We start from the raw sequence: 24,926 nt of genomic DNA, 5'->3' as shown, positions 1-24,926 counted from the left end.
CATGCCGGGCTCGATTTCCTTACCGGTCACGATGTTCGGCCTCATGCCATTCGAAGCGTCTCCCTCAAGACCTTCGATCACCGTGTATGAGGGGAGTATCGGGGCCCAGTACTTTCGAAAACCTTAAACGAGACATTTCCGCCGACGCCGCCGCGAAGTATGGTTAACAAACGGAAAACGGGGCGCTTTCGCGCCCCGTTGTTTATTTTTTGATCATTTCGCTCGTAAATCTTGCGTCAGTTGAAAGACCTGACCAGGCTTCCCACCAGCAGGTTCCAGCCGTCGATCAGCACGAAGAAAAGGATCTTGAACGGCAGTGAGATCGAGGTCGGCGGAAGCATCATCATGCCCATCGCCATGGTGATGGTGGCCACGATCAGGTCGATCACGAGAAAGGGAAGAACGATCAGGAAGCCGATCTCGAACCCGCGGCGAATTTCGGAAATCATGAAGGCCGGCACCAGCACGCGGAGGTCCGGAGCCCCTGCGGTGGCGGCGGTCTGTCCCTTCTCCGTCGCGATATCGGCGAAGAGCTTGAGATCCTTGTCGCGGGTGTTGGCGGCCATGAAGTCCCGGAATGGCACGGAGATCCGGCGCAGGGCCTCCGTTTCGTCGATCTGCTCGGCCAGAAGCGGCTGAACGCCGTCCCGCCAGGACCGCTCCAGCGTCGGCGACATGACGAAGAATGTCATGAACAGCGCCAGGCTGGTGAGAATCATGTTGGACGGCGTGGTCGCCAGGCCCATGCCGGAGCGCAGAATCGAAAAGGCGATGATGAAGCGCGGAAAGCTCGTCACCATCACCAGAATTCCGGGCGCGATCGACAGGACCGTCAACAGCCCGAAGACGCGAATGATCCAGCTGGCCGCCGAGCCGCTGACCGGCGTGTTGAAAATGTCGGGCGCCGCCGTCTGCGCAAGCGCCGCGCCGCCGGCGGCGATCGCGATCGTCGCGGCCAAAGCGATGACGACTGTTTTCCTGAGGGCGGTCATTCGATCACAAAGGTCCTGAACATGATTTTCTCGACCTTTCCTTCCGACAGGAGATCAGCCCTCTCCTCCAGATCTTCCTTGAGATACTGGAACCCGCGCGGACCCTCGATCTGCTGCAGCGTCACGGTGCGCAGATAGCGGGCGATATCCTGGTTGATCGTTTCGGCGATCTTCACATCCGGCTTGTCCTTGAACAACAAGGCGACCTCGAGCCGTATCCATCGGTCGGCCGGAAAAGCGAGATTGGTGGTGATCGCCTCGAGCTGCACCACGCCGTTTTCCTCGGTCGAAATCGCAGGCAGGCCCTCGCCTTCCTTTTTTTCGCCTTCGGCCTTCTTTTCCGCCACTGGCGGTTTCGGCGCGTTCACCGTCGGGGCGAGCATGCCGCCGAGAAACCATCCGGCGCCGGCGGCGATCACGGTGACGACCACCACCGGAACGATGGTCATCACCAGGCCCGACTTCTTTTTCTCGACCGGAGGTTCTTCCGCAATATCGACCATTTCGTCTCCTCAGACCCGGCGCGCGACAGATTTCGAACCGTCAGAACACGCCGAAGATATCGACGGCCTGCTGGCCGACGGGCGGGTTCTGGATTTCCGACAGACGACCGCGGCCGCCATAGGAAATGCGGGCTTCGGCGATCTTGTCGTAGGACAGCTTGTTGTCGGCGTTGACGTCCTGCGGACGCACGATGCCGGCGAGATTGAGCACGCGGATTTCCTGGTTGACCCGCACTTCCTGCGAACCGCTGATCAGCAGATTGCCGTTGTCCAGCACCCCGGTCACGACCACGGCGAGTTGCAGCGACAGCTTTTCCTTGCGCTCGATGGAGCCGTCGCCGGTCGAAGACGAGGAAGAACTGTTGCTCATTTCCCCATTGACATCGACGTCGGCAATGAGGCCCGTGTTTTTGACATTATAGTCCTTGGACCATGAGCTGTCGCGGCTGCGGTCGGTCTTGTTGTCGAAGGTCGCCGAATCGTCGATTTCGATGGTCACCGTCAGGATATCGCCGACCTTGAGGGCGCGCGCGTCCTTGAACAGCGCCGCCTTCGAATCGCTCCACAGGGAATAGCCCGTCGCGATTTGAGCCGGTTGCTTGGGGTATTGTCCCATTTCGTTGTTCTTGGTGAATTGCAGGCCGGTGCCGATAGGACTCATGGCAGGCGCCCTGTTGAGCTCCTTGACCGACTTTGCGTTGCATCCCGCGACGACGACGAGGCCCGCCAACAAAAAGAGTTTATAATTCATGACGGGTCTCTCGAAGTGCTGCGATTGCCGGCTGCGGATATGATCGATGCGACCATAGCCGCCTGCTTGGCTTCCATCTCGGTCAGGATCAGGCTCGACTGGCGCGGGCTGAGCTTCATGATGATCGCCGACGACAGGTTCGGGTCCATGAGTTCGAGCTGCTGGGCCGCAGCGTCCGCGGCCATTTTCTTATAGATTTCGACGAGACCGGCCTCGGCCTGTTTGGAGAAGGCGTCACGCTTCTTCATCCATTCCTCATACTCCGCCTTTCGCGTTTCGAGGATCGTGATGCGGTCGTCGACCTGCGCCTGGAGCTTTTCGAGCTCGATCTTCTGAAGGGCGAAGCGCTGGTCCCGCGCGGCGTCGGCGATATTGGCGCAAAAGGCGCGGATCTCTTCGCGCGCCGTCTTGACCGCCGGCTTCGGCGCGGATTTTTCGTGGTTCTCTTCCGCCGACATCGCCGCCATGGGCCCGATGCCCAGGCAGAGGCCGATCACCACGCAGGTTTTCGCGATCGTCTTGGACAGTCCCGTCATTCCGGTCATTGCAACACCAACTCCGCCTGCAGCGCGCCCGCCTGCTTGATGCCCTGGAGAATGGCGATGATGCCGTCAGGCTTCACGCCGATCGAATTCAGTCCCGACACCAGGGTCTTCAGATTGGAGCCCTTGATGATCGCCACCTTGCTGTTGGCTTGCTGCGCGATGATGTCCGTCTGCGGCTGCACCGCCGTCTCGCCGTTCGAGAACGGCAAAGGCTGCACCACGGTGGGGTTTTCGCTGACCTGAACCGTCAGGGTGCCGTAGCTGACCGCCACTTCGGAGATCCGGACATCGGCGCCGATCACGATCGTGCCGGTGCGCTCGTTGACCACCACCTTGGCCGGCGTGTCGGTGTCGATGGGAAGGTTCTCGATCTCCGCCATCAGTCGAGCGAGATCGGCTCGACGCGGCTTTTCCACGACCACTTCCTGGGAATCGTTCACCGTGGCGATCGGCCCGCCATAAGCCTGGCTCGAGAATGCGTTGATCGCGTCGGTCATGCGCACCGCGGTCGAAAAATCCGGGTTGCGCAGTTGCAGGACGAGATTGACCGAATCCTTGAAGCGGGACGGCAGGGGACGTTCGATGATCGCGCCGTTGGGCACGCGGCCGGCGGTCGCCACGCCCTGCGTCAACTGGGTGGCGTCGCCGGTGGCCGAAAAGCCCGAGACGATGAGCGGGCCCTGCGCCACGGCGTAGATCTGCCCGTCCGCGCCGGTCAGCGACGTCATTACCAGCGTGCCGCCGCGGAGCGACGTGGCGTCGCCGAGCGAGCTGACGGCGACATCCATGCGGCTGCCTGGGCTCGCGAACGGCGGCAGCGTGGCGGTGACCATGACCGCGGCGATATTCTTGGACCGGTTTTCGCCGCCCTGGGTGGAGATGCCGAGATTCTGCAGCATCGCGCGGAGCGACTGTTCGGTGAAAGGTGAAGAGCGCAGACTGTCGCCCGATCCCTGCAGCCCTACGACGAGACCGTAACCGATCAACTGATTGTCGCGGCCGGCCTGCAGCGACGCCACGTCCTTGATGCGGGCTGTGGCCGCCGCATGCGACGGCGCCGCAGTCGACAAGGTCATCAGGCTGGCCAGGATCAGGGCGAGGAGTTTCTTCATTTCTGCACCACGAGGATCGAACTGTCCGGTCTGACCGTGCCGGAGATGATCACGCCGGTGTCGGTGTTGCGGACCTTGACGAGGTCGCCGACGACGCCGTCGTTGAGCGGCGTGCCGGCCGCGGTGATCTTCAAGCCGCCGCTGTCATAGACCAGCACGATCTTGTCGCCGCGACGCACCGTCCACGCTTCACGCAGCGAACCGAGCATGATCGTCCGGTTGGGCAGAAGCGTTCTCGTCGTCACCAGACCGGCGACATCGGACAGCTTCTGCGCATAGCCCGGCGCAATGTTCGGATTGGTCACGGGTACGGTCTTCACCTGGCTCTCGGTGATCTCCTGGCCGGGATAGATGATCTGAGTAGGGACGACCGCCATGCCGAAGTCAGCAGCCGTCGCCGAGCCCATCATCGCCAGGGACGCGAAGGCGAACGCCAGCGTCTTCAGCCCATGTCTCTTATGCCGCATGTTTGCCATCATGGTCGTCCGCTCCTCCTTACTTCATGCTCTGGCTCACCGTCTTGGACATCTCGTCCGCGGTGGTGATGACCTTGGAGTTCATTTCGTAGGCGCGCTGGGCCGAGATCAGGTCGGTGATTTCCTTGACCGAATCGACGTTCGAGCTCTCGAGGTAACCCTGCTTGACATAGCCGAAGCCCGCGTCGTCGCCGACGCCGACGATCGCGGCGCCCGAGGCGGTGGTTTCCTGATAGAGGTTGCCGCCGAGTTCCTTGAGGCCCGCTTCGTTGACGAAGTTCGCGAGCTGGATCTGGCCGAGCTGCTGGGGCGCAGTCTGGGCGCCGATCGTGGCGTAGACTTCGCCCGACCGGTTGATGGTGATCTGGGTGGCGTCGTTGGGAACGGTGATGGTGGGGATGACGAGATAGCCGTCGGCCGTCACCAACTCGCCGTTTTCATTCTTGTTGAAGGCGCCGTCGCGCGTGTAGAGCGTCGTGCCATCAGGAGCCTGGATCTGGAAGAAGCCGCGCCCGACGATAGCCATGTCGAAGTCGTTGCTGGTCTCGCTGAGATCGCCCTGCTCGAACAGGTTGCGCACCGCCGCGGTCTTGACGCCGAGGCCGATATTGATGCCTTCCGGCACCGTCGCCTGGTTCGCAGTGTTCGCGACGCCCGCCGCCCGATCCGTCTGGTAGAGAAGATCGGTGAATTCGGCGCGCGCGCGCTTGTAGCCCGTCGTGTTGATGTTCGCGATGTTGTTCGCGATCACCTCGAGATTGGTCTGCTGTGCGTTCATGCCGGTCGCGGCGATCGATAGCGCTCTCATTCGTTACCCTCAGATGTTCATCTTCACGATGTCGAGATAGGCCGAGACAACCTTGTCGCGGAACGCCATCGCCGTTTGCAGTGTCTGGTCGGCGGTCATGACGGTCTCGACGACCTCGCGAACGCTGGCTTTGCCGAGCATGCCGTCCATGGACTTGGTTTCGGCGGCCTTCAGATTATCGACGAAGGACGCGCCGATATTGGACATGAAATCCGTGAAGCTGGCGCCTGCCGCGCCGGCTTCCATAGAGGGCTGGGTCGCGGCGGTTTCCGCGATCTTCTTGGTTTCGGACGCCAGGGAGGCGCTCAATGCGCTGATAGGTTCAATCATTGCGAGGACTTCAGAAGATCGATGGTTGCGGAAATCAGATCACGTGTCTGACGAATGGATTGCAGATTGGCCTCGTAGGAGCGGTTGGCTTCCCGCATGTCGGCCATTTCGAGCAGGACGTTCACGTTCGGATACTTCACGATGCCGTTGGGGTCGGCGGCCGGATTGCCCGGTTCGTATTCGGTGAGGAAATCCGACGTATCGACGCCGATCCGCTTCACCTTGACCTTTTCGACGCCGGAAGTGCGGTCGAGTTCGTCCGAGAAGCTGATGGTCTTGCGACGGTAGGGATCGGCGCCCGGCGTGTCGCCGGTTGAACGCGCATTCGCGAGATTTTCCGACACGACGCGGAGACGCGTCGACTGGGCGGAAAGACCGGAAGCGGAAATCGTGAGGGAATCGGAAAGCGGATCCATGGATTATCCCTTCCTCACGGCCATCAGAAGCATCTTGTTGAAGGCTTTGACGACGGCGGTGTTGAGATCGTAATCGCGGCGGATCTGGCCTTGCTTCATCAGTTCTTCGGACAGGTCGACGGAGTTTCCGGACAGTTTGGCGACCGCCTTCTTGTCCTCGTCGGACTGGACCACGTAGGTCGCAGCCGGCGTGTCGGTGAAGTGCCGCGCATTGGTGGCGGCCATCGGCGTCGCCTGATTTTGCAACACGAATTCGAAGGGCTCGACGTCTTTGGCCCTGAAGGCCGGCGTGTTGGCGTTGGCGATATTTCCGGATACGGCGCCTTGGCGGACCGAAAGCCATTCTGCCTGTCGCGACGCCAATTCAAATAGTTGAATCGGTTGCATGGGTGTTCTCCGTCTTCATGACCGAACTTTTGTCTTCATGACACCACGGACCATAGAGGGAGAATCTTGCGCGGGACTTGTCCCAAAAGCCGCAATTTTCAGGGTTCGCCGGAAAACGCGAAAAGGGCGGCACCGGCCGCCCTTTCCCACTTGCCCGTCCTTGAACGGCGCGTCAGTTGCCCACGCCGTAGACCGTTCCCTTGTCCGTCACGACGACCCATTTGCCCTCGCGCTGTTCGAGCGCCGCCACTTTGGACGCGTCCGGCAAAAGCGAGCCGGGCTGCACCAGATAGACCCCGCCTTTGTCTTCGATCATGGCGCGGCCATTGGCGACATGGAGGACCTTGAACCTCATGGCGTCGCCCGGAAAGGCCTGGTCGAGAGCGGATGCGGCGCCGTCGTCGCCGATATCCTTGCCGATGTCGGGGACGGAGCCGGTGATGATCTTCTCGCCGGCCAGCGGGTCGCCGCTCTTCTCGTCGCGGTCCACGATCGCCGCCGGCGAGGGATTGACGATCGCCCGACCCGCCCATTCGGGAAGATCGCGGGACAATTCCTGCACCGCGACGCGTATGCCGAACTTGTCCTCGTTGAAGAAGACATACCAGGGGAAAAACGCTGCGGTCATCGCGAGCGCTGCGCCCGACCAGCCAATGATGCGGTCCACGGTCCAGAAAGGCTTGCGCAACGCTTTCTTGGGCGGTTCGACGGGTTCGTCGGCGTCAAAATCGGTCATCGTCACCTCGGGCGCCCGTTGGCGCCGTTACCCGGCTGGTTGGCGTTCTTCAGAGCCGAGGCCAGATCGGCGAAGGCGTCGCGCGCCGGCCTTTCCCCAGGGGTCTGCTTCAAAATTTCATAGATCGGCGGAACCTGCTTGACCGCCATGTCGAGGTCGGGATCCGCGCCGGCGCGATAGCCGCCGATGAGGCGAAGATCCCGGGTTTCCTCGAATTTGTGGATCAGCGTCTTCAGACGAGACACCAGCTTCTCCTCGTCCGGCGTCCACGCCTTGCGGGCGAGACGCGAGATCGATGCGAGCGGATCGACGGGCGGGTACCGGCCCTCTTCCGCCAGGGCGCGATCGAGTACGATATGGCCGTCGAGAATGCCGCGCGTCGCATCGGCGATCGGATCGTTGTGGTTGTCACCGTCGACCAGGATCGAGATGATCGCGGTGATCGCGCCGGCGCCTTCCTGTCCGGGGCCTGCCCGCTCGAGCAGTTTCGGCAGCTCGGTGAACACGGATGCGGGATAGCCGCGGGCCACGGGAGGTTCGCCCGATGCGGTCGCCACCTCCCGGATCGCATGCGCGAAGCGGGTGACGCTGTCGACGATCAGCAGCACATTCTTGCCTTCGTCGCGGAAGTGTTCGGCGATGGTGACGGCCGAGAGCGGCGCCATCTTGCGCAGCATCGGGCTCTCGTCCGATGTCGCGACCACCGCCACGGATTTCTTCAGATGCGGCCCGAGCGTGTCTTCGATGAATTCGCGGACTTCACGGCCGCGTTCGCCGACCAGCGCGATGACGACGCGATCGAAAGCGTCGGCGCGGGCGAGCATCGACAGAAGCGTCGACTTGCCGACGCCGGACCCTGCGAACACGCCAAGACGCTGACCGTGGCAGAGAGGCGCGAAGATGTCGATCGCCCGCACCCCGGTGCGAAACCCTTTCGAGACGCGCTGGCGCGTCATCGACGGCGGCGCCGTATTGGAGATGGAACGGGCGACGCGACCTTGCGCGATCGGTCCGAGACCATCGATCGGTTCGCCGAGCGAATTGACCGTGCGGCCGCACCAGCTGTCGTCGGGATTGAGGCGGAACGCTCCGCGTTTCAGAATGATGTCGTCGATGCCGATGGGATCGCCGGGTTCGATGGGGCAGACATAGACGAGATCCGGCTCGACGCGAACCACCTCGCCGAGATGGATGCCGGACTCGCTGCGATGGGCGACGAATTCTCCCAGGCGCACATGACGGGACAGCCCCGTCACGGTGTAGTGGCCCGCCGCGATGGTCTTGACGCGCCCGGCATGCGCCACCAGCGCGCCGGGCTGGTTGAAGCGCTGGAACAGGGCGCCGATGGCGGCCATTCGGTCGCCGGTGGTCCCCGTCTTGTCTTGCATCGCCCTATCCATTCAAATCCGCCCGGTCAGGACGCCCCGCCCAGTGTCTTGATTGCGCCGGTGAGCGAGTTTTCGTTGTCTCTCATCAGCTGGGTGACGTAGTCGAATGTCCGCTGCACGGTGATCATTTCGGTCATCTGCTTGAGCGGGTTGACGTTGGCCTGCTCGACGTAACCCTGCAGCACGCCTGCGTCGGGGCGGTCGACGACCGGCTGCGGCGCTTCGCCCGGAATCACGGCCGTGTTTCCGGCGCGGATGAAGTTGGCGCCGATATTGGCCGACATCAGACCCAGTGTCGCGACCGGTCTGCCATCCTGATAGAGTATGCCGTCGGTGGAGGCCGTCGGCGGCCCGCCTTGGGCGTTGAGCTGGATCGGCGCGCCGCCGGCGTCGAGCACCGGATATCCCTCCAGCGTCACGAGATCGCCGGTTTCCAGCATCGAAAAGCGACCGTCCCGCGTCACGGCGTTGCCGGAGGGGGAGGCGACATGGAACCAGACGTCGCCCTTGGCGGCGAAGTCGAGCGGGTTGCCGGTCTGGGTAATGGCCCCGTTGTCGGTGGAGAGAAACTCCTCGCCGGGAGACACATAGCCGACGCGGGCGCCCTCCGCCTTGGTCATGACCTCGTCGAACTTCACCTGTGTCGCGCGAAATCCGACCGTATTCATATTGGCCAGATTGTCGGCGATTGTATTGAGCCGCTTTTCCAGCGACAGCTGCGACGACAGCGCAACGTAAAGACTCGTTTCCATGCTCGCCCTCTGACCGGGTCTCATACCCGGCGTAACACTGCCTCGAGCGAAAGCCGCGCACGCCGCGACTCTCCTTGTTTGGCGAAAGCATGTTCGGGCTCGCTTGCGCGAACCTGTCGCCGCAGCGCGGAAATCCCGCAGGGCGCCCAACAGCTTCACACAAGCAAGAAACCGTATCCAAAGCTGGATTTATTGTGAGATCAGCGCGGGCGGCGTCGTATGAACATCATTATCGGCTTGGTCATTGTTTTCGGCTGCATCATCGGCAGCTTCCTTGCGACGGGCGGCCATCTCGAGGTGCTCTGGCAGCCTTATGAATTCCTCGTCATCATCGGTTGCGGCCTCGGCGCCTTCATCGCCGGAACGCCGATGAAAGTCATCAAGGACTCGGGCAAAGCGATCGGTGAGGCGTTCAAGAATTCGGTTCCCAAGGAACGCAACTATCTCGATACGCTCGGTTGCCTCTATGCGCTGATGCGCGATCTGCGCACCAAGTCGCGCAACGAAATCGAGGCGCATATCGACAATCCCGACGAATCCATCATCTTCCAGAATGCGCCGTCGGTCCTCAAGAACAAGGAACTGACCGCTTTCATCTGCGACTATGTCCGACTGATCATCATCGGCAATGCGCGCAGCCATGAAATCGAGGCGCTGATGGACGAGGAAATCCAGACGATCGACCACGACAAGATGAAGGCCTTCACGCAGTTGCAGAACATGGGCGACTCCTTTCCGGCCATCGGCATCGTGGCCGCCGTTCTCGGCGTCATCCACGCCATGGGCGCGATCACCGAACCGCCGGAAGTTCTGGGACACCTGATCGGCGCGGCTCTTGTCGGAACGTTTACCGGTATTCTACTTTCCTACTGCATCATGAATCCGCTGATCTATATGATCAAGGCCGTTCGTAGTAAGCAGCTTCGTCTGTATGTGATCGTCAAGCAGACGCTGATCGCCTATATGAACGGATCGGTTCCGCAAGTTGCTCTCGAATACGGCCGCAAGACCATTTCCTCCTACGAACGTCCGTCGATCGACGCGGTCGAGCAGGAAATGATGAATCCGGGCGGCGGCGGCGAAAAGGCGGCATGATGACGGAGGGTGTGGCAATGCGCACGAGAGCGCCGGCGATAGATCCCAAGATCTACGCCCTGCTGACAGGAGAGCTGGGCACCAACCAGGCGGTCTCCAAAGTGTGCCTCGAACTCGGCCAGGTCCTGACTGCTTTCCTTCCCGATCTCGTGGAAATGGAAACGCAGCAGAAGATGAGCTTCTATTTCGAGCGCTGCGAAACCGGTTACAAGAACGAACTGATTTCGGAAATGGCCCCGGGCACGGTGCTGATGGACGGATCGCTGAAGAACTGGTGTCCGGACTTCACCATAGCCTGCTCGTCTTCGGCGATCATCGCCCTGGTGGAAACATTGATGGGCGGAGATCCGTCCACGCTCGGCAATGTCGAGGCGCGGCCGGCCTCTTCCATCGAGCTCGAAATGGCGCCGCTGATCATGGAGAAGATCGCCCAGGTGATCAAATCCGCCGTCGACGCGCCCGGCAATTACGAACCGATCCTGACCCGGCCGGTCAACCTCAAGAACCGTCCCAAGCCAGCCGAAGACTATGTCGACATGTTCGCGGCGCTGATCAGGATGAAGATCGAATTCGGCAGCCTGACGTCCTTCTTCGAAGTCGTCATCCCGCAGAAGACGCTGCTCAAGACCAAGGTGCGGGCTCCGACGGCCAGCGCCGCGGCAAAATCGGTGAACGATTGGGCCGACATCCTCGAAGACCAGGTCAAGCGCTCGGACGTGAAGGTCGAGGCGCGCATCCATCTCACGCCGCTGACGCTCGGCGTCATCGCAAAGCTTCAGCCCGGCGACGTGATCCCTTTTCTGGACACGGACGATGTCCGCGCGCAGGTCAGCGCCAACGGGCGCGACCTCTACAGCTGCGAATTCGGCCGGGCCGGCAACAACTACACCGTTCGGGTCAAGGAGTCGTCTGGTTCCGACCAGGATCTCCTGAGGGATCTGCTCTCCTGATCAGGCTCAGAAAAGCCTTGCGCAAGATTTAACTGGAATGATGATCGTATGGCACCGAAGAAAGCAAAAATCGAAGACGAAGCACTCGAAACCGGCGATGCAAACGCCGAGCTCGATCAGGCGATCGACGACCTTCGCGGCGTTCTGAAAGCCGACGAAGCCGGCCTCTCCGATTTCGGAGAGGATTTCGGCGCAGAATTCGGCGGCGGAGACGCAGGCGTGGATACGCCGATGGGGACGAATTTCGGCGGCGGCGCCGATTTCGACGGCGGCGGCGGCTTCGGCGGCGACTTCGGTGATTCGGCTTTCGGCGGCGACGACTTCGGAAGCGGCGCGTCGATGGGCGCGTCCGCCGAGCCCGGCAGCGCGCTGCATGCGAACCTGGATCTGATCAAAGACATCCCAATTGATGTTCAAATCATTCTAGGAACTAGCAAAATGCAGGTTTCCGGCTTGATGAATCTGACCGAAGGGGCCATTATCGCCCTTGATCGGAAAATTGGCGAACCGGTCGATCTGATCGTCAATGGAAGGCTCATCGGGCGTGGTGAAATCACCGTTTTGGAGAATGATGAAACCCGTTTCGGCATCAAACTGTTGGAAGTTAAACCGAGCGGCAGGCCTTAGAGTATCAGAGTTACAAACCGGAATGATTCCGGGGGAGCGTCGATATGTTCGACTTCGACAGTTTTGAGACCACGTCTGCGAGCACGCTGACGCCGCCGGAAAAGGCGGCGGCGGTTCTGCTCGCTATGGGCAGACAGGTCGCAGGAAAATTACTTAAATATTTTACTCAAGCCGAATTGCAGGTCATCATCCACTCGGCCCAGCGGCTGCGTCAGATTCCGCCGAACGAATTGATCGACCTCGTCAACGAGTTCGAGGATCTGTTCACCGAAGGCGCGGGCCTTATGGACAACGCCAAGGCGATCGAAGGTATTCTCGAAGAGGGCCTGACGCCCGATGAAGTCGACGGCCTGCTCGGCCGGCGCGCCGCCTTCCAGGCTTACGAAACGACGATCTGGGAGCAACTGGAAAGCGCAGAACCGGCATTCGTCGCCAAATATCTGATCAACGAGCATCCGCAGACCATTGCCTATATCATGTCGATGATGCCGTCCTCGGCCGGCGCGAAGGTGCTGCTGGAAATGCCGGAAGCGCGCCGCGCCGACATTCTCAACCGAACGGTCAACCTCAGGGACGTCAATCCCAAGGCCGTCCAGGTGATCGAAAACCGCGTGCAGGACATCATCCGCGACCTCAACGCCGAGCGCAACGCGCCGGGCACCATGAAGGTGGCGGAACTGATGAACGAACTCGAGAAGAACCAGGTGGAAAACCTGCTCGATTCGCTCGAAGCCATCAGCCAGGAAGCCGCAAAGAAGGTGCGCCCGAAGATCTTCCTGTTCGAAGACCTGTTGGTCATGCCGCAGCGCAGCCGCGTCATGCTGTTCAACGACATCGCCGGCGACGTCATCACGATGGCGTTGCGCGGCGCATCGATGGACATCCGCGAAGCCGTGCTGTCCTCGATCGGCGCGCGTCAGCGCCGCATGATCGAATCGGATCTCGGCGCGCCCGACACGACGGCCAATCCGCGGACGATCGCGATCGCCCGCCGTTCCATCGCGCAAGAGGCGATTCGGCTCGCCGCCAACGGCCAGATCCAGCTCAAAGAATCCGGAGCGGTCGAAGCGGCCTGACGAAAGTAGACGGCCATGGCTGAAGACGCCGACAAAGACAGTAAAACGGAAGCGCCGACCCAGAAGCGTTACTCCGAAGCCGCCGAAAAGGGCAATGTGCCCTTCTCGCGCGAGATTACCGTCTTCGCCTCCACGCTCGGCATCTATGTCTATTTCGTATTCTTCCTGCCCAGCGGCGTCTCGAAGCTCTGGGACACGCTGCGCGGGGTGTTCGAAAAGCCGGAGCAATGGCGCTTCGAAACCGGCACCGACATCGTCGCGCTGTTCGGCCGCGTCTTCTGGGAATCGGCCGCCATCGTCACGCCGGCGTTCATCCTCATGGCGACGTTCGGCATCGCCGCCTCGATTCTACAAAATCTCCCGACACCGGTTCTCGAACGAATCGCCCCGAAATTCTCGCGGCTCAATCCGGTGAGCGGCTTCGGCCGCCTTTTCGGCATGCCCGGCATGGTCGAGTTCGGCAAATCGCTGATCAAAATTCTCGTCGTCGGACTGGTGGTCGGCCTGAGCCTCAGATCGGAATATTTCAAATCGCTCGACGCGATGTATGCGGATCCCGACTTTCTCCTCAAGCGTCTGTCGTCGGATGTCAGGACGATCCTGGTCATCATCCTGTTCTCGGCGGCGATCATCGCCATCGCAGACTATTTCTGGACTCATCATCATTGGTATGAAGAGCTCAAGATGACCAAGGAGGAAGTCAAGGAAGAGCGCAAGCAGACCGACGGCGATCCGATGATCAAACAGCGTCAGCGGTCCTTCGCCCGCGATCTCGCGCGCAAGCGCATGATCAGTTCGGTGCCGCGAGCGACGCTCGTGATCGCGAACCCGACCCACTATGCGGTGGCCCTGCGCTATGTGCGCGACGAGGATCCGGCTCCGGTCGTGGTCGCCAAAGGAACGGACCTCATTGCCCTCAAAATACGCCAGGTGGCCGAAGAGAACGGCGTTCCGGTGTTCGAAGACCCCCCTCTCGCTCGCTCCATGTTTGCGCAAGTCTCGGTGGATACTGTCATCCCGCCGGTCTTCTACAAGGCCGTCGCCGAACTGATACAACGCATTTATGCGTCCAAGAATAAAGCCAGACGGGTTCACTGAAAACGATGAAAAAAAGCCCTTTCTCCATCGAACACGAAAAAATCGTGGCCGAGGCGTTGCGTCCCGTTGCAACAGAACTCAGGCTGATCGACGCTGCAGACCTCGTTTCGCTGCTGCGCTACGAGCGCTGGGGCAATATCGCGGATCTCGTCAATTCAGCGGCGGAACTCTATTTCCTGCCCGGCACAATCCGCTTCGGCATCGGCGGCAATTACGAGATGGACTGGAACAAGCTGCCGCAAATCTCGCTCGACCTCGAAATCATGGCCGACGCGGTGACCGTCTATGCGCAATTGTCGCTGACCGACGAGCTGGCGGGCATCGAGATCAACCATATCGCCTTCCATGAAGCGAATGACGATCCGGATCAGGATACGGCGCTCCTCGCCGAAAGCCTGCAGCGGGCACGCTTCATCACGCCGAAAATGCAGGCGCTCGAGGCGCATTCCTCCAGCGCCCTGCAATAGGCCGAAATCGCGAATTCAGGCGATATAGCCGAGGCGAATAGCCTTGGCGATCGCCTGAATACGATTGACCGAATCGAGTTTCACCGTGGCGGACGACAGGTAGGCGTTGACCGTGTGCACGGATAGACCGAGCTGCACGGCGATCTCCTCGCTGACCAAGCCGTCTCCGGCGAGCTGCAGGCAGGCGATTTCACGGCTCGACAGCACCTCGTCGGGCGCCGACCGGCGTTCGTCGAGCGTCAAGAGATCCATCATCAACTGATGTGACCGGGCGTGAAGATCGAGAATCGTCTCCCAGGCGAGATCGAGGTAATTGGCCGAAAACACGATGAAGCCATTGCCCATCGACCCCAATCGAACCGGAAATGCGATTCCGCACACCGGCAGGCTGCGCTGCTTGATCCGGCTCACGAAGCCGGTGAAATCCGGCGTCTCGGCGGTCTGCGCCTCTCCCAGTCCGTTCCAAAGCAGCGGCAACGACGATGTCTCGAGATGATCGAGGAACACCTGGCTGTAATGCTCGAGGATCGAGGCCGCGGCGATCTGGTTGTCGGACTGGAAATTGTCGAGAATGCAGGCCAGCTTCCGCTTGCTGGGAAGACCCGAATTGTTGGTCTTGAAGACCGCGAAATTGCGGGCATGCGCGGTGCGCTGCATGGACACCAGCCTCGGAAAGAAATCCGAACGGCTGAGCGAACGGATGTTTCGCTTGCCGCCGCCATCCATGCCGGTCTTGCCATCCTTCACAGGCGCCGCTCCTCAAACAAGATTGTGTCGCACGGCATAGGCGATCGCCTCCGATCTGGTGCGGGTGGCGGTCTTGCGCATCACGCTGGTGATATAATTGTTGATGGTGTTCTTGGAGATGCCGATGATGGTGGCGATCTCGTCGCTCGTCTTGCCCTCGGCGATCCAGTAGAGACATTCCAGTTCGCGGTCGGTCAGATCCATGTCACGGGCGCTGCGGACCGCATCCCTGAACATGAGGCTGGCGAGGTAGCCGGCCAGAAGTCCCGTTTCCCGCAATCTCTGCTGCGACAGGATCACATCCGGCGGGCAGATGAACATCAGGCAATAGCGTGTCCGTCCGGCATTGAAGATGATCGTGCAATATTCGCGCCCCGACTGATCGGCGCCGTTCTTGTCGTCGACCAATAGGGAGAAGGCGGGGTTGAGCACGGACAGGCATTTCTCCAGCTCGGTGCTTCGCGACAGTCGCGCCAGGAGTTCGCGCCCGCGATTGCGAACGAGGTCGAACGGCCAATTTGAGGAAATGATGTTGTCGAGACCGGCTTCGCTGTTCAATTCATGACGGGCCAGCAGATACCCCTCCGCTCCGACATAGTCGCAGAGCGCCATTGCCGCGGAGGCGACGTCCTGGGCCGAAATGCTTCTGTTCAAACGGTCCAGCATCTGGTCCGCGCTGATCGTGCCATTCACATGCGCCCGGACCGAGCCCGACGCTTCTGTCAACGATCCGCTGTCGCTTTTAGCGGTCACTTCACCACCCGGTCGGTTGCCGCGGGCCCGCGAAGAAAAACGCTGCCCCGTTCATTGTCGTCATCACGATAGATCCGAACGCCTTCATGGTGAAACTGATTCGACCCCGAATACAATTTTTTAATCCTCCGGCTCAAGTAGCCTCGCGATTTTCAGTGGTTTCCGAAGCCACTGCAAACAGAAAACGCCGGCGCGAGGCCGGCGTTATTGTCGTTTCGATTTTTTGGGTTAGGCCGCTTGTTCCGGAATCGCCCACTTGCGGAGAATTTTGGCGGCTCTTTCTTCGCTGATCTCCACCATGCGGCCCAGTCGGCGCTCGGGACCTTCCTTGACCCGCTTGGCGAGTCCGGAGCCGTCGTCCTCTCCGGGGTTGAGGATGTCGTCGGTCGAATCGAAGCCGAAGTCGGAGCCGAAGCCGTCCATGAGGGTGGCGCCCGGTCCGCCGACCGTCGGCGGCGAGAAGTCCGGCAGTTCCAGTCCGGCGCTTTCGCCGATGGGAACCGAGCCAGGGGCGCCGAGGGCCGCCGCGCCGAGTTCGGGACCGCCGATCGCCTTGATGAGCGGACGGAAGCCGAGCCAGACGATGAGGAAGGCGACGGCGACGAAGGCCAGCGCGTTGATCATCGTACCCATATTGCGCATGAAGATGTCCGCGAAGGATTCGGACGTCGCCGCTTCGTTCAGCAACTGGTTGTCGAGGAAGTCGATCGCCGAAACATTCACCACGTCGCCGCGCGTCGAATCGATGCCTGCCGCCGAGGTGACGATCTTCTGCATTTCCGCGACGATCTTGTCGAACTTCGCCTGATCGAAAGGCTCGCCGGCTAGCTTGGCGATGCGGCCGCGATTGACGACCACGGCGATCGACAGCTTGTCGATCGTATAGCCGTTGCGAACGGTGGCGACGGTCTTCTGGTTGATCTCGTAGTTGGTCTGTTCTTCCTTCTTGTTCGCCTGATCCGACGACTTCGGTCCGGCGCCGGCGCTCTCGTTGCCCTGGGGAACGTTCTGTTCGACCGTCGTCGCCTGCTCCTGGGACACCTGTTCGGACTTCTGGTCCTCCTTGGTGACGCGAACGGAGCGTTCGACCTTGGATTCGGGGTCGAAGATGGTTTCCTGGATCTGCTGGGCGTCTGTATTGAGCTTGGCGGTCACCGACGCGCGGAAATTGTCCATGCCGAGGAAAGGCGCCAGCGCATTGTCGATCTTGCTTTCGATTTCCTGCTGAACGTTCTGAACGATGCCGAGCGAGCGGTTCAGGGAACTGCTGGACGGATCGTCGCCGGATGCGAGCAGTTGACCGGCCGAATCGAGAATGGTGACGTCGTCGACGTTCAGGCCCGGAACGGCGGAGGCCACCAGATGCCGAATGGAGGCCGCGGCCTGGCGGCCGACCTGTTCGGAGGCGCGAATCATGACGGACGCCGTCGGCTTCTGTTCCGACTGGCGGAAGGAGCCTCGATCGGCCATGACGATGTGAACGCGCGCGGCGTTGATGCCGTTGATGGTTTGGATGGTGCGGCCGATTTCGCCTTCCAGCGCCCGAACCCGGGTGACTTCCTGCATGAAGGAGGTCAGGCCGAGCGATCCGACATTGTCGAACAATTCGTAGCCGGCGTTGGCGGAATTCGGAAGGCCGCGTTCGGCGAGAAACAGTCTCGCCTTTCCGGTCTGGCCGACGGGCACGGAGATTGAGCCGCCATCGGTTCCGACCTGATAGTCGAGCCCGCCTTCGGCGAGCGCGATTCCCACCTGATTGAGATCGGAAGCTTCAAGACCAACATAGAGGGTTTCATACCCTGGCTTGTTGACATAGTAGCTGCCGACGAGGATCGCCAGGAGGGTCAATCCGAAGATTGCGCCCAGAGCCACGAGCTTGGTCATGCCCAGCGACGTCAGGTTCTTGAGTATAGCTGTAAGCTGATTCAACAGATTCATTCTGTTCCCGCGAAGTTAAGCGCCACGAGGTCAAGGTATCATTCCTTGCCTACACTCTATGGCTTCAAACTTGCGCGAGGGTGATGTCGGGAGGTCAGCGGCCTCCGGATCTCCTACCCATTTTTCGCCCTTCCCCACGGGCCCGCATCAGCGGCGTCAGAACAGATCGCAGTCTCCCGCGGTCTTGATGATCGGCTGAGAATGGCCGCGGCGAGTGCCTCCGGAAAGGGCGCGCTGCATGTCCGCCAGCTTGACCAGATTGAGCGCCGTGGTGATGTCGACCAAGGTTTCCTCCGGGATGGACGCCGTCACCGTATCGATGAACTCCGCGAGACCGCGGGTTTTCTGGACGGCGAGATCGATGCCCTGCAGAACCATCATGCGATCGGCCGCGTCCATGAAGTCCACGCCGTTCGAATTGGTCAGGAAGGGTTCGATGCGCTCGATCAGATAGGCGACGTCGTGCAGTTCGGAAACCACCCGCATCAGGATTTCTGGCAGCGACTCTTCGATCTCGGCCGTATGCGATACTACACTCGAATGCATGGCGTGATCCTTCCAGATCAGAAAAACTCGATCGACGACTCGGCGGGCTTCGGCGCTGGCACGGGGCGCGTTTCGAGCTGCACGGTCCGCTGCGTTTCGGCGCCGGTCAGCGCATATTGACGTGCCCGGCCGGAGACCGGCCAGAATTCGAGCTTGCGGCCGGCGTCGCCGCCGGTCGACGCGCCTGCGATCTTGATGCCTTCGTCCTTGAGGAAGCGCATCGCGAATTCCGCGTTCTGCTGGCCGACATTCGAAAAGGACGCGATCGTCTTGGCGCCGCCGAAGATTTTCGCTTCAAGACGGTCGCGACGGGCGCCCTGCTTCAGCAGGCCGTTGATCAGCAGTTCCATCAGATGCACGCCGTAGCGGGATACGTCGCCGCCCTGCGCCATGGCCTCGGCGGAGCCGGGAAGGAGAAAGTGATTCATACCACCGACGCCGACCACCGGATCGCGCAGACAGGCGGCGACGCAGGAGCCGAGCACGGTGGACAGAACCACATCGGGATCGCGCGAGACTTTCCACTCGCCTTGGATTACATGGACACGTTTGAAGCCATCGCTCATTTCAGGGACCCGAACACAGCCTCGATGGCCGCTTTCATCTTTTCGATGGTGAAAGGCTTGGCCAAGACGTTGTTCGCCCCCATCTGCGCCGCCTTCTGGACGAGCGCGCGGTCACCCTGAGCGGTCAAGATAATGAAGGCGGCTTTCTTCGTAGCCGGGTTAGAGCGCACGGCCTGAAGAAGCCCCAGGCCATCCATTTTCGGCATGTTGAAGTCCGAGATGACCAGGTGGTGAGGCTGTTGGGCCATGATCTGTGCGCCCTGTTGCCCGTCGCCGGCTGCCGTAATTTGCTTGAACCCGAGCTGGGTCAAAGCGTCACTAAGAAGCAAGCGGCTCGTTACCTGATCATCGACAATAAGGACTTTGATTTTTTCAGCGATAGACATCAGTCGCTCCCTTCTTTTCGGGCGGCAGTAAGTTTCAATATTTCCTCCCCGATGGCCGTCAGCGGAAGCTGCGTTTCCACAGCGCCGAGTTCGAAAGCCACACGGGGCATTCCATAGACCACGCAGGTCTTTTCATTCTGGCCGACGGTGCGCGCTCCGGCGTGACGCATCTTAAGTAGTCCCGATGCGCCGTCGCGGCCCATGCCAGTCAGAATGACGCCCACCGCGTTGCGTCCGGCAAGTTCGGCCACCGAATCGAACAGGACGTCGACCGAGGGGCGATGTCCGTTGACCGGCGGCTTCTCCAGCAGACGGCACACGGGCGCGTGGGCGTTTGCGACCGTCATGTGACGCTCGCCCCCCGGAGCAAGATAAACGCGGCCGATTTCGAGCCGGGCTCCATCGGTCGCTTCCTGCACCTGAGGCGCACAGAGGCGGTTCAACCTTTCCGCGAAACTTTTCGTAAAGGTTGACGGCATGTGCTGGGTTATGACAGTCGGCGGGCAATTAACCGGAAATTTCTTAAGAACTTCTATCAAAGCCTCCACGCCGCCTGTGGAAGATCCGATCGCCACGACCTTTCGCCCGACCCGGTAGTCGGACGGGACCGCGTTGATGTTGGCGGCCGGCGCCGGGTTCGCCGGTTTGCGCATGTATTGATAGCGATAGCTCGACTTGGCCGCCGCCTTGACCTTGTCGATCAGTTCATGGAACGGACGCGTATCGCCGGGAGCCGGCTTGCCGATGCAATCGAACGCGCCGATCTCCAAAGCCGCGATGGTGGCTTCCGCGCCGCGATGCGTCAGCGACGACACCATGATCACCGGCATGGGGCGAAGCTTCATGATCTTTTCGAGAAAATCGAGCCCGTTCATGTCGGGCATTTCGATGTCGAGGGTCACGACGTCGGGATTGAGTTCCTTGATGGCGGCGCGCGCCTCCATGGCGTCGCGGGCCTGCCCGATCACATTCACGTCGGGGTCGGAATTCAACACGGCCGAAATCAGCCCCCGCATCGTGGGAGAGTCGTCGACGACGAGTACGCGTGCTGGCGCCATCAGGTCTTCCTCCCCCCTGACTTGCCGATGAACTTGTAGGTCGTGATGCCGGTATTGTCGAAGAAGGCCTTGGCCTCGCCCGAAACGCGCTCGGAATGACCGATATAGAGATGACCGCCGTCGGTGAGAAGATCGGAGAAGCGGTTCCAGATGCGGACCTGGGTCGGTTCGTCGAAATAGATCACCACGTTGCGGCAGAAGATCACGTCGAACTTGCCCTTGAACGGCCAATTGGCCATGAGGTTGAGCTCGTTATAGGTGATCAGCCGCTTGACGGTGTCGCTGACCTGCCATTTCTGCTTTCCGTCGATATTCACCTCGGAGAAATACTGCTTGCGCATCTGCGGGCTGACGGTCTCGAGCGAACTGGCGTCATAGGCTCCGAGCCGGGCCGCGGCGAGAATCTTCGGATCGATATCGGTGGCGAGGATCTTGAAGTCGTAATCGGCGATGTTCGGCATCACCGACAGCGCCGTCAGCGCGATCGAATAGGGCTCCTGGCCATCCGAGGAGGCGGCGGACCAGATGCGCGCGCGTCCGCCCGATTTCAGGCGGCTGATCATGCCCGGCAGAACTTCGGTGCGCAGATGGTCGAAATGGTGGTTTTCACGAAAGAATCGCGTGAAGTTGGTTGTCAGGAAAGACAGCATTTCGCGGCGCTCGGCCGCGCCGTTCGGCGACGACACGAGTTCGCAATAGGTGCGGAAATCCCGAAGGCCCAGTTGCCGGATATGCTTGGACAGCCGCGAATAGACGAGCGAAGCCTTGGTCTCGTTGAGATAGATGCCCGCATCCGAATAGATCATCGCGGCGATCTCGGAGAGATCGCGGCGCGTCAACGGGAACTCACCCCCTGCGAGGATCTCTTCCTGATTACGGCGCGGGTCAATGGCTAAACTCATGGTCACGCAGCTTCGCTTTCACTCTCGTGGAACAGGGCTTCCAGTTCCATCAGGCAGATCATTCTCCCTTCGATCGCGATGATGCCGCGAGCAAAGGATCGTTCGAGATCGGAGGCGATCTCCGGCGTGGGCTGGATCAGGTCGTCCGTCACCGTGAGGATGTCGGACACCGCGTCCACCAGCAGACCAACGATCTTGTCCCTCATCTGGGCCACGATGATGACGTGGCGCGCCGTGGGTTCGGCCGGCTTCATGCCCAGCCGGGCCGAGAGATCGATGATCGGCAGGACTGCCCCGCGCAGGTTGATCACTCCGCGCATGTAAGACGGCGTGTGCGGCATGGGGGTGGCAGGCGTCCATCCACGGATTTCGCGGACGGACATGATGTTCACGGTAAACTCCTGATCGCCGATCCGGAATGCGATGAGCTCGCGACCTTGCTGCGAAATGGCTTTTGCTGTGTACGACATTCTGACGAACCCATACTCCTCACATCATCTTCAACCCGTCGCGGCGAGCGCGCTCTCCGATCTCAAGGACTGACCTCGGGAAGCTGCGACCACCGCGTCCACGTCCAGGATCAACGCCACCCGGCCGTCGCCGAGAATGGTGGCGGCTGCGATGCCCGGAACATGCGTGTAATTGGCCTCGAGACTCTTGATGACGACCTGGCGCTGACCCTGGATCGCATCTACCATCAGCGCGCGCTGACCGCCGCCTTCCGACTCCACCAGCAGCGCGACGCCATCCACCGGATTGGCCGAATTGCTGCGATAGTTGAGGATACGGCCGACATCGACCAGCGGGCAGAACGAATTGCGGATGGCGATGAGTTTCTGATGGGCGCCGAAGGAGTGGATGGCGCTCGCCTCCGGCTGCAGCGTTTCCACGATCGCGGTCAGCGGCACGACCAGCGTCTGGTTGGCGACCGTCACCACCATGCCGTCGAGGACGGCCAGCGTCAGCGGCAGGCTCATGATGAAGGTCGAGCCCTGCCCCGGGCGCGACTGGATCGAGATGCGGCCGCCTAGCGCCTGGATGGAGCGCTTGACGACGTCCATGCCGACGCCTCGGCCGGACACGTCGGTGATCTTGTCGGCGGTCGAGAAGCCCGGCATGAAGATCAGGTTGTCGATCTCCTCGTCCGACAGATTGGCGTCGGCCGGGATGAGGTCGTTGTCGATGGCCTTCTGCTTGACCTTTTCGCGGTTGATGCCCGCGCCGTCATCCGACAGTTCGATCAGGATGCGACCGGAACGATGCTTGGCGGTCAGCTTCACGGTGCCTTCGGCCGGCTTGCCGATGGCGGCGCGCTTTTCCGGGCTTTCGATGCCATGGTCGACCGAATTGCGGATCATGTGGGTCAGCGGCTCGGCGAGCTTGTCGATGACCGTCTTGTCGACTTCGGTGTTTTCCCCTTCCGTCACCAGACGGACGGACTTGCCCACCATGTCGGCGACTTCGCGGACGATGCGCGACATGCGCTGGAAGACTGGTTTGACCGGCTGGGCGCGGATCGCCATGACCGAATCCTGGATCTCGCGGGTGAGCTGCTGGAGCTCGTCGAGGCCCATATTGATGCCCTGGGTGCCGGTCGAGTCGTTCTCGATGACGCTCTGGGCCAACATGGCCTGATTGATGACGAGCTCGCCCACCAGGTTGATGAGGCGGTCGACGCGATCGAGATCGACGCGGATGGTCTGGTTGGCGCCGGCGGCCGAATTGGCGTCGGCGGCTTTCGCGGCGGCGGCGGCGGGCTCGCGCTTTTCAGCGGCGGGGGCTGCGGCGCGCTCGACCTTGGCGACGACTTCCGACGCGGCGGCGGCGGTCTGCCTGGCCATGGCGGCGGCGGCGGCCATCTCCTCTTCCGCGTGATGATCCTCGATCATCACGGCGGGCTCGTCGTCCTCAAGGATGCTGAGATCGAACGGAATGGGCACCATCGGCAATTCTTCGGCTTCTTCGTTGCCGATGCCTTCGCCGTCGCCCAATTGCTTGATGTCGAGTTCGCAGTCCCATTCGGCGAATTCGAACACCTGACGAACGGCGTCTTCGCCCTTGTCAGTCTTCAGCCAGACCTTCCAGGAGAAATAGGCGCTTTCCGGCTCCATCTGGTCGAGAGCCGGGAGCGTGGTCATGTCGCAATGCAAGCTCATGTCGCCAAGGCGGCGCAGATCGCGCAGCAGCAGGGCGGCGTCGTTGCCTTTGGTGTAGAGCTCCGTGCGCGGCTTGAAGTTGATCTCGAAGGTCGGCGCAACGGCTTCGGGTTCGTCGCCGAAATCGTCGAAGGAGAACGGGATCGGCTGAAAGCCGCTGTCATCGGTCGGCGCAGGCGCGGCGGCCGCCGGCTTGGGCGCAGGCGCCGCGGCCTTGGGCGCGGGAGCGGCCTTCGGAGCGGGCTCCGCCCCGCCGGCGCTCGGCAGGGGCTCGCCATGGGCGAGCGCTTCGAGATCCTTCACGAGACCCGAGGTCCGGCTCGGATCGACCGAGCTGCCGTCGCGGGCGGCGTTGGTCAAGTCGGCCAGCGCATCCGCCGACTTGAGCATGACCTTCATGACATCGGGACCGGGATCCAGCTTGTTGGAACGAACGCAATCCAGAGTCGTCTCGAACACGTGGGCGAACGCCACGAGGTCGTCAAGACCGAAGGCGCCAGCGCCGCCCTTGATGGAGTGGACGGCTCGAAAAACGGCGTTTACCGTTTCAGGATCCGTGTCTCCATCATTCATCTTGAGCAGACCCGATTCCAGTTCCGCGAGCTGTTCCTCGCATTCCTGGAAAAAGATCTCTTTGATTTCGTTCATATCCATAGGATTGTTCCCGTTAAGCGGTTACGCGCTCGATGGCATCGATCAGTTTCGTCGGGTCGAACGGTTTCACGATCCAGCCCGTCGCGCCTGCCTGGCGAGCGCGATTCTTCTTTTCCGCGTCACTTTCCGTCGTCAGAACCAGGATCGGGATCGCGCGGTACTTGTCGTTCTTGCGCACGCCTTCGATAAAGCCGAAGCCATCGAGACGCGGCATGTTGATGTCCGTGACGATCACGTCGGGATTGCAGGTTTCGAGCACTTCGAGACCTTCGACGCCGTCTTCGGCCTGGATGGTTTCAAAGCCTGCATTGTTGAGAGTGACCAGAAGCATGTTTCGGATGGTTCTGGAATCGTCCACCGTGAGAACGCGTTTCTTCATTACTTGCTCTCCTTTGCGAGCATCATTTCGTGATTGACTCCGATGAGCTGCATCGTCTTGACGAGCGCGTCGGAGATGTTTGAGAACTTGAACGAGAGCTTTTCCTGTTCCCAGGTCTTGGATGCCGACATCAGCACCTGGATGCAGAGAGCGCCGCAACGCTCCACTGCGGATCCATCAATCGCGAGATCGCTGCCGCGCATCGACATCAGCTTGCCGTGCAGGGCGGAGGCCTCGTTCAGATCGAGGATTTTCTCCAGACTGAGTTTCTTCATTGCTTTGCCACTCATTGGGTCTTTCCCGTCGCTTTGATTTCAGGTCCCCGTTCATGC

At 61.0% G+C, this 24,926-nt stretch carries 31 protein-coding genes; 6 read left to right on the top strand and 25 right to left on the bottom strand.

What is annotated here, in order from left to right:
* Window positions 1-236 precede the first annotated feature (236 nt).
* From fliP to flgF, 13 genes are all read right to left on the bottom strand, one after another.
* A complete protein-coding gene (gene fliP, locus OCK01_RS11675) occupies window positions 237-992 on the bottom strand; it encodes a flagellar type III secretion system pore protein FliP (protein WP_182827272.1) in 756 nt (251 codons plus the stop codon).
* Window positions 989-1,495, bottom strand: coding sequence for a flagellar basal body-associated FliL family protein (locus OCK01_RS11670; protein ID WP_263824065.1), 507 nt, complete (start codon window positions 1,493-1,495; stop codon window positions 989-991). Before OCK01_RS11670 ends, fliP begins: the two co-directional genes overlap by 4 nt.
* Window positions 1,496-1,535: 40 nt before the next feature.
* Window positions 1,536-2,246: a flagellar basal body L-ring protein FlgH gene (gene flgH / locus OCK01_RS11665; protein WP_182827273.1), complete on the bottom strand. Its 711-nt coding sequence runs from the start codon at window positions 2,244-2,246 to the stop codon at window positions 1,536-1,538.
* The gene (locus OCK01_RS11660) at window positions 2,243-2,782 is read right to left on the bottom strand and encodes a MotE family protein (protein ID WP_182829309.1); all 540 of its coding nucleotides are present in this window, start codon (window positions 2,780-2,782) and stop codon (window positions 2,243-2,245) included. The genes flgH and OCK01_RS11660 overlap by 4 nt, the downstream gene beginning before the upstream one ends.
* A gap of 5 nt (window positions 2,783-2,787) precedes the next feature.
* Entirely contained in the window at window positions 2,788-3,903 is a 1,116-nt protein-coding gene (locus OCK01_RS11655) for a flagellar basal body P-ring protein FlgI (protein ID WP_182827274.1), read from the bottom strand.
* Window positions 3,900-4,370, bottom strand: coding sequence for a flagellar basal body P-ring formation chaperone FlgA (gene flgA, locus OCK01_RS11650; protein ID WP_246697328.1), 471 nt, complete (start codon window positions 4,368-4,370; stop codon window positions 3,900-3,902). The genes OCK01_RS11655 and flgA overlap by 4 nt, the downstream gene beginning before the upstream one ends.
* A 28-nt stretch (window positions 4,371-4,398) precedes the next feature.
* Complete coding sequence (gene flgG / locus OCK01_RS11645; protein WP_182827276.1) at window positions 4,399-5,187, bottom strand: flagellar basal-body rod protein FlgG; 789 nt, start codon at window positions 5,185-5,187, stop codon at window positions 4,399-4,401.
* 9 nt (window positions 5,188-5,196) lie between these two features.
* Entirely contained in the window at window positions 5,197-5,517 is a 321-nt protein-coding gene (locus tag OCK01_RS11640) for a flagellar hook-basal body complex protein FliE (protein WP_182827277.1), read from the bottom strand.
* Entirely contained in the window at window positions 5,514-5,933 is a 420-nt protein-coding gene (flgC, locus tag OCK01_RS11635) for a flagellar basal body rod protein FlgC (protein WP_182827278.1), read from the bottom strand. Before flgC ends, OCK01_RS11640 begins: the two co-directional genes overlap by 4 nt.
* Window positions 5,934-5,936: 3 nt before the next feature.
* On the bottom strand, window positions 5,937-6,320 hold the full coding sequence (gene flgB / locus OCK01_RS11630) for a flagellar basal body rod protein FlgB (protein WP_182827279.1): 384 nt from the start codon (window positions 6,318-6,320) through the stop codon (window positions 5,937-5,939).
* A 172-nt stretch (window positions 6,321-6,492) separates the two neighbouring features.
* A complete protein-coding gene (locus tag OCK01_RS11625) occupies window positions 6,493-7,056 on the bottom strand; it encodes a flagellar protein (protein ID WP_182827280.1) in 564 nt (187 codons plus the stop codon).
* 2 nt (window positions 7,057-7,058) lie between these two features.
* Window positions 7,059-8,411: a flagellar protein export ATPase FliI gene (gene fliI / locus OCK01_RS11620; protein WP_246697558.1), complete on the bottom strand. Its 1,353-nt coding sequence runs from the start codon at window positions 8,409-8,411 to the stop codon at window positions 7,059-7,061.
* Window positions 8,412-8,470: 59 nt separating this feature from the next.
* Window positions 8,471-9,196 carry a flagellar basal-body rod protein FlgF gene (flgF, locus tag OCK01_RS11615; RefSeq protein ID WP_182827282.1) on the bottom strand — a complete coding sequence of 242 codons (726 nt, stop codon included), beginning with the start codon at window positions 9,194-9,196 and terminating at the stop codon, window positions 8,471-8,473.
* 219 nt (window positions 9,197-9,415) lie between these two features.
* Here flgF and motA point away from each other — a divergent pair, with 219 nt between their 5' ends.
* The 6 genes from motA to OCK01_RS11585 are packed head-to-tail and all read left to right on the top strand — an operon-like array spanning window position 9,416 to window position 14,509.
* A complete protein-coding gene (gene motA / locus OCK01_RS11610) occupies window positions 9,416-10,291 on the top strand; it encodes a flagellar motor stator protein MotA (protein ID WP_263824064.1) in 876 nt (291 codons plus the stop codon).
* Between the two features lie 17 nt (window positions 10,292-10,308).
* Window positions 10,309-11,241, top strand: a complete 933-nt coding sequence (locus tag OCK01_RS11605) for a FliM/FliN family flagellar motor switch protein (RefSeq protein ID WP_182827283.1) — start codon at window positions 10,309-10,311, stop codon at window positions 11,239-11,241.
* Between the two features lie 48 nt (window positions 11,242-11,289).
* The gene (gene fliN, locus OCK01_RS11600; RefSeq protein ID WP_263824063.1) at window positions 11,290-11,868 is read left to right on the top strand and encodes a flagellar motor switch protein FliN; all 579 of its coding nucleotides are present in this window, start codon (window positions 11,290-11,292) and stop codon (window positions 11,866-11,868) included.
* A 44-nt stretch (window positions 11,869-11,912) separates the two neighbouring features.
* Window positions 11,913-12,944 (top strand): flagellar motor switch protein FliG, encoded by a 1,032-nt coding sequence (locus OCK01_RS11595; RefSeq protein ID WP_182827285.1) that lies wholly within the window; start codon window positions 11,913-11,915, stop codon window positions 12,942-12,944.
* A 15-nt stretch (window positions 12,945-12,959) separates the two neighbouring features.
* The gene (flhB, locus tag OCK01_RS11590) at window positions 12,960-14,042 is read left to right on the top strand and encodes a flagellar biosynthesis protein FlhB (protein ID WP_263824062.1); all 1,083 of its coding nucleotides are present in this window, start codon (window positions 12,960-12,962) and stop codon (window positions 14,040-14,042) included.
* Between the two features lie 5 nt (window positions 14,043-14,047).
* Complete coding sequence (locus OCK01_RS11585) at window positions 14,048-14,509, top strand: hypothetical protein (protein WP_263824061.1); 462 nt, start codon at window positions 14,048-14,050, stop codon at window positions 14,507-14,509.
* A 15-nt stretch (window positions 14,510-14,524) separates the two neighbouring features.
* On the opposite strand, the gene visR is transcribed toward OCK01_RS11585, so the two are convergent.
* The 12 genes from visR to OCK01_RS11525 form a co-directional block, all read right to left on the bottom strand.
* Complete coding sequence (gene visR / locus OCK01_RS11580) at window positions 14,525-15,235, bottom strand: transcriptional regulator VisR (RefSeq protein WP_412179010.1); 711 nt, start codon at window positions 15,233-15,235, stop codon at window positions 14,525-14,527.
* A gap of 33 nt (window positions 15,236-15,268) precedes the next feature.
* Complete coding sequence (gene visN / locus OCK01_RS11575) at window positions 15,269-15,922, bottom strand: transcriptional regulator VisN (RefSeq protein ID WP_182829310.1); 654 nt, start codon at window positions 15,920-15,922, stop codon at window positions 15,269-15,271.
* Between the two features lie 315 nt (window positions 15,923-16,237).
* Entirely contained in the window at window positions 16,238-17,947 is a 1,710-nt protein-coding gene (gene fliF / locus OCK01_RS11570) for a flagellar basal-body MS-ring/collar protein FliF (RefSeq protein WP_182827287.1), read from the bottom strand.
* Window positions 17,948-18,103: 156 nt separating this feature from the next.
* Window positions 18,104-18,493: a hypothetical protein gene (locus tag OCK01_RS11565; protein WP_182827288.1), complete on the bottom strand. Its 390-nt coding sequence runs from the start codon at window positions 18,491-18,493 to the stop codon at window positions 18,104-18,106.
* 17 nt (window positions 18,494-18,510) lie between these two features.
* Entirely contained in the window at window positions 18,511-19,059 is a 549-nt protein-coding gene (cheD, locus tag OCK01_RS11560) for a chemoreceptor glutamine deamidase CheD (RefSeq protein WP_182827289.1), read from the bottom strand.
* Window positions 19,056-19,445, bottom strand: coding sequence for a response regulator (locus OCK01_RS11555; protein WP_137156717.1), 390 nt, complete (start codon window positions 19,443-19,445; stop codon window positions 19,056-19,058). Before OCK01_RS11555 ends, cheD begins: the two co-directional genes overlap by 4 nt.
* Window positions 19,445-20,506 (bottom strand): protein-glutamate O-methylesterase CheB, encoded by a 1,062-nt coding sequence (gene cheB, locus OCK01_RS11550; protein ID WP_263824471.1) that lies wholly within the window; start codon window positions 20,504-20,506, stop codon window positions 19,445-19,447. Before cheB ends, OCK01_RS11555 begins: the two co-directional genes overlap by 1 nt.
* Entirely contained in the window at window positions 20,503-21,405 is a 903-nt protein-coding gene (locus OCK01_RS11545; protein WP_263824059.1) for a protein-glutamate O-methyltransferase, read from the bottom strand. The genes cheB and OCK01_RS11545 overlap by 4 nt, the downstream gene beginning before the upstream one ends.
* 2 nt (window positions 21,406-21,407) lie before the next feature.
* Entirely contained in the window at window positions 21,408-21,875 is a 468-nt protein-coding gene (locus OCK01_RS11540; RefSeq protein ID WP_182827290.1) for a chemotaxis protein CheW, read from the bottom strand.
* A 30-nt stretch (window positions 21,876-21,905) separates the two neighbouring features.
* Window positions 21,906-24,215, bottom strand: coding sequence for a chemotaxis protein CheA (locus OCK01_RS11535; protein ID WP_263824058.1), 2,310 nt, complete (start codon window positions 24,213-24,215; stop codon window positions 21,906-21,908).
* 13 nt (window positions 24,216-24,228) lie between these two features.
* The gene (gene cheY1 / locus OCK01_RS11530; protein ID WP_137156722.1) at window positions 24,229-24,594 is read right to left on the bottom strand and encodes a chemotaxis response regulator CheY1; all 366 of its coding nucleotides are present in this window, start codon (window positions 24,592-24,594) and stop codon (window positions 24,229-24,231) included.
* Window positions 24,594-24,884, bottom strand: a complete 291-nt coding sequence (locus OCK01_RS11525) for an STAS domain-containing protein (protein WP_263824057.1) — start codon at window positions 24,882-24,884, stop codon at window positions 24,594-24,596. Before OCK01_RS11525 ends, cheY1 begins: the two co-directional genes overlap by 1 nt.
* Between the last annotated feature and the right edge of the window lie 42 nt (window positions 24,885-24,926).

This window comes from Rhizobium sp. TRM95796, from assembly GCF_025779995.1.
In the GTDB taxonomy this organism is placed as follows: domain Bacteria; phylum Pseudomonadota; class Alphaproteobacteria; order Rhizobiales; family Rhizobiaceae; genus Rhizobium_E.
The sequence above is the reverse complement of the archived record's forward strand: the minus strand, read 5'-3'. Positions and strand labels throughout refer to the sequence as shown.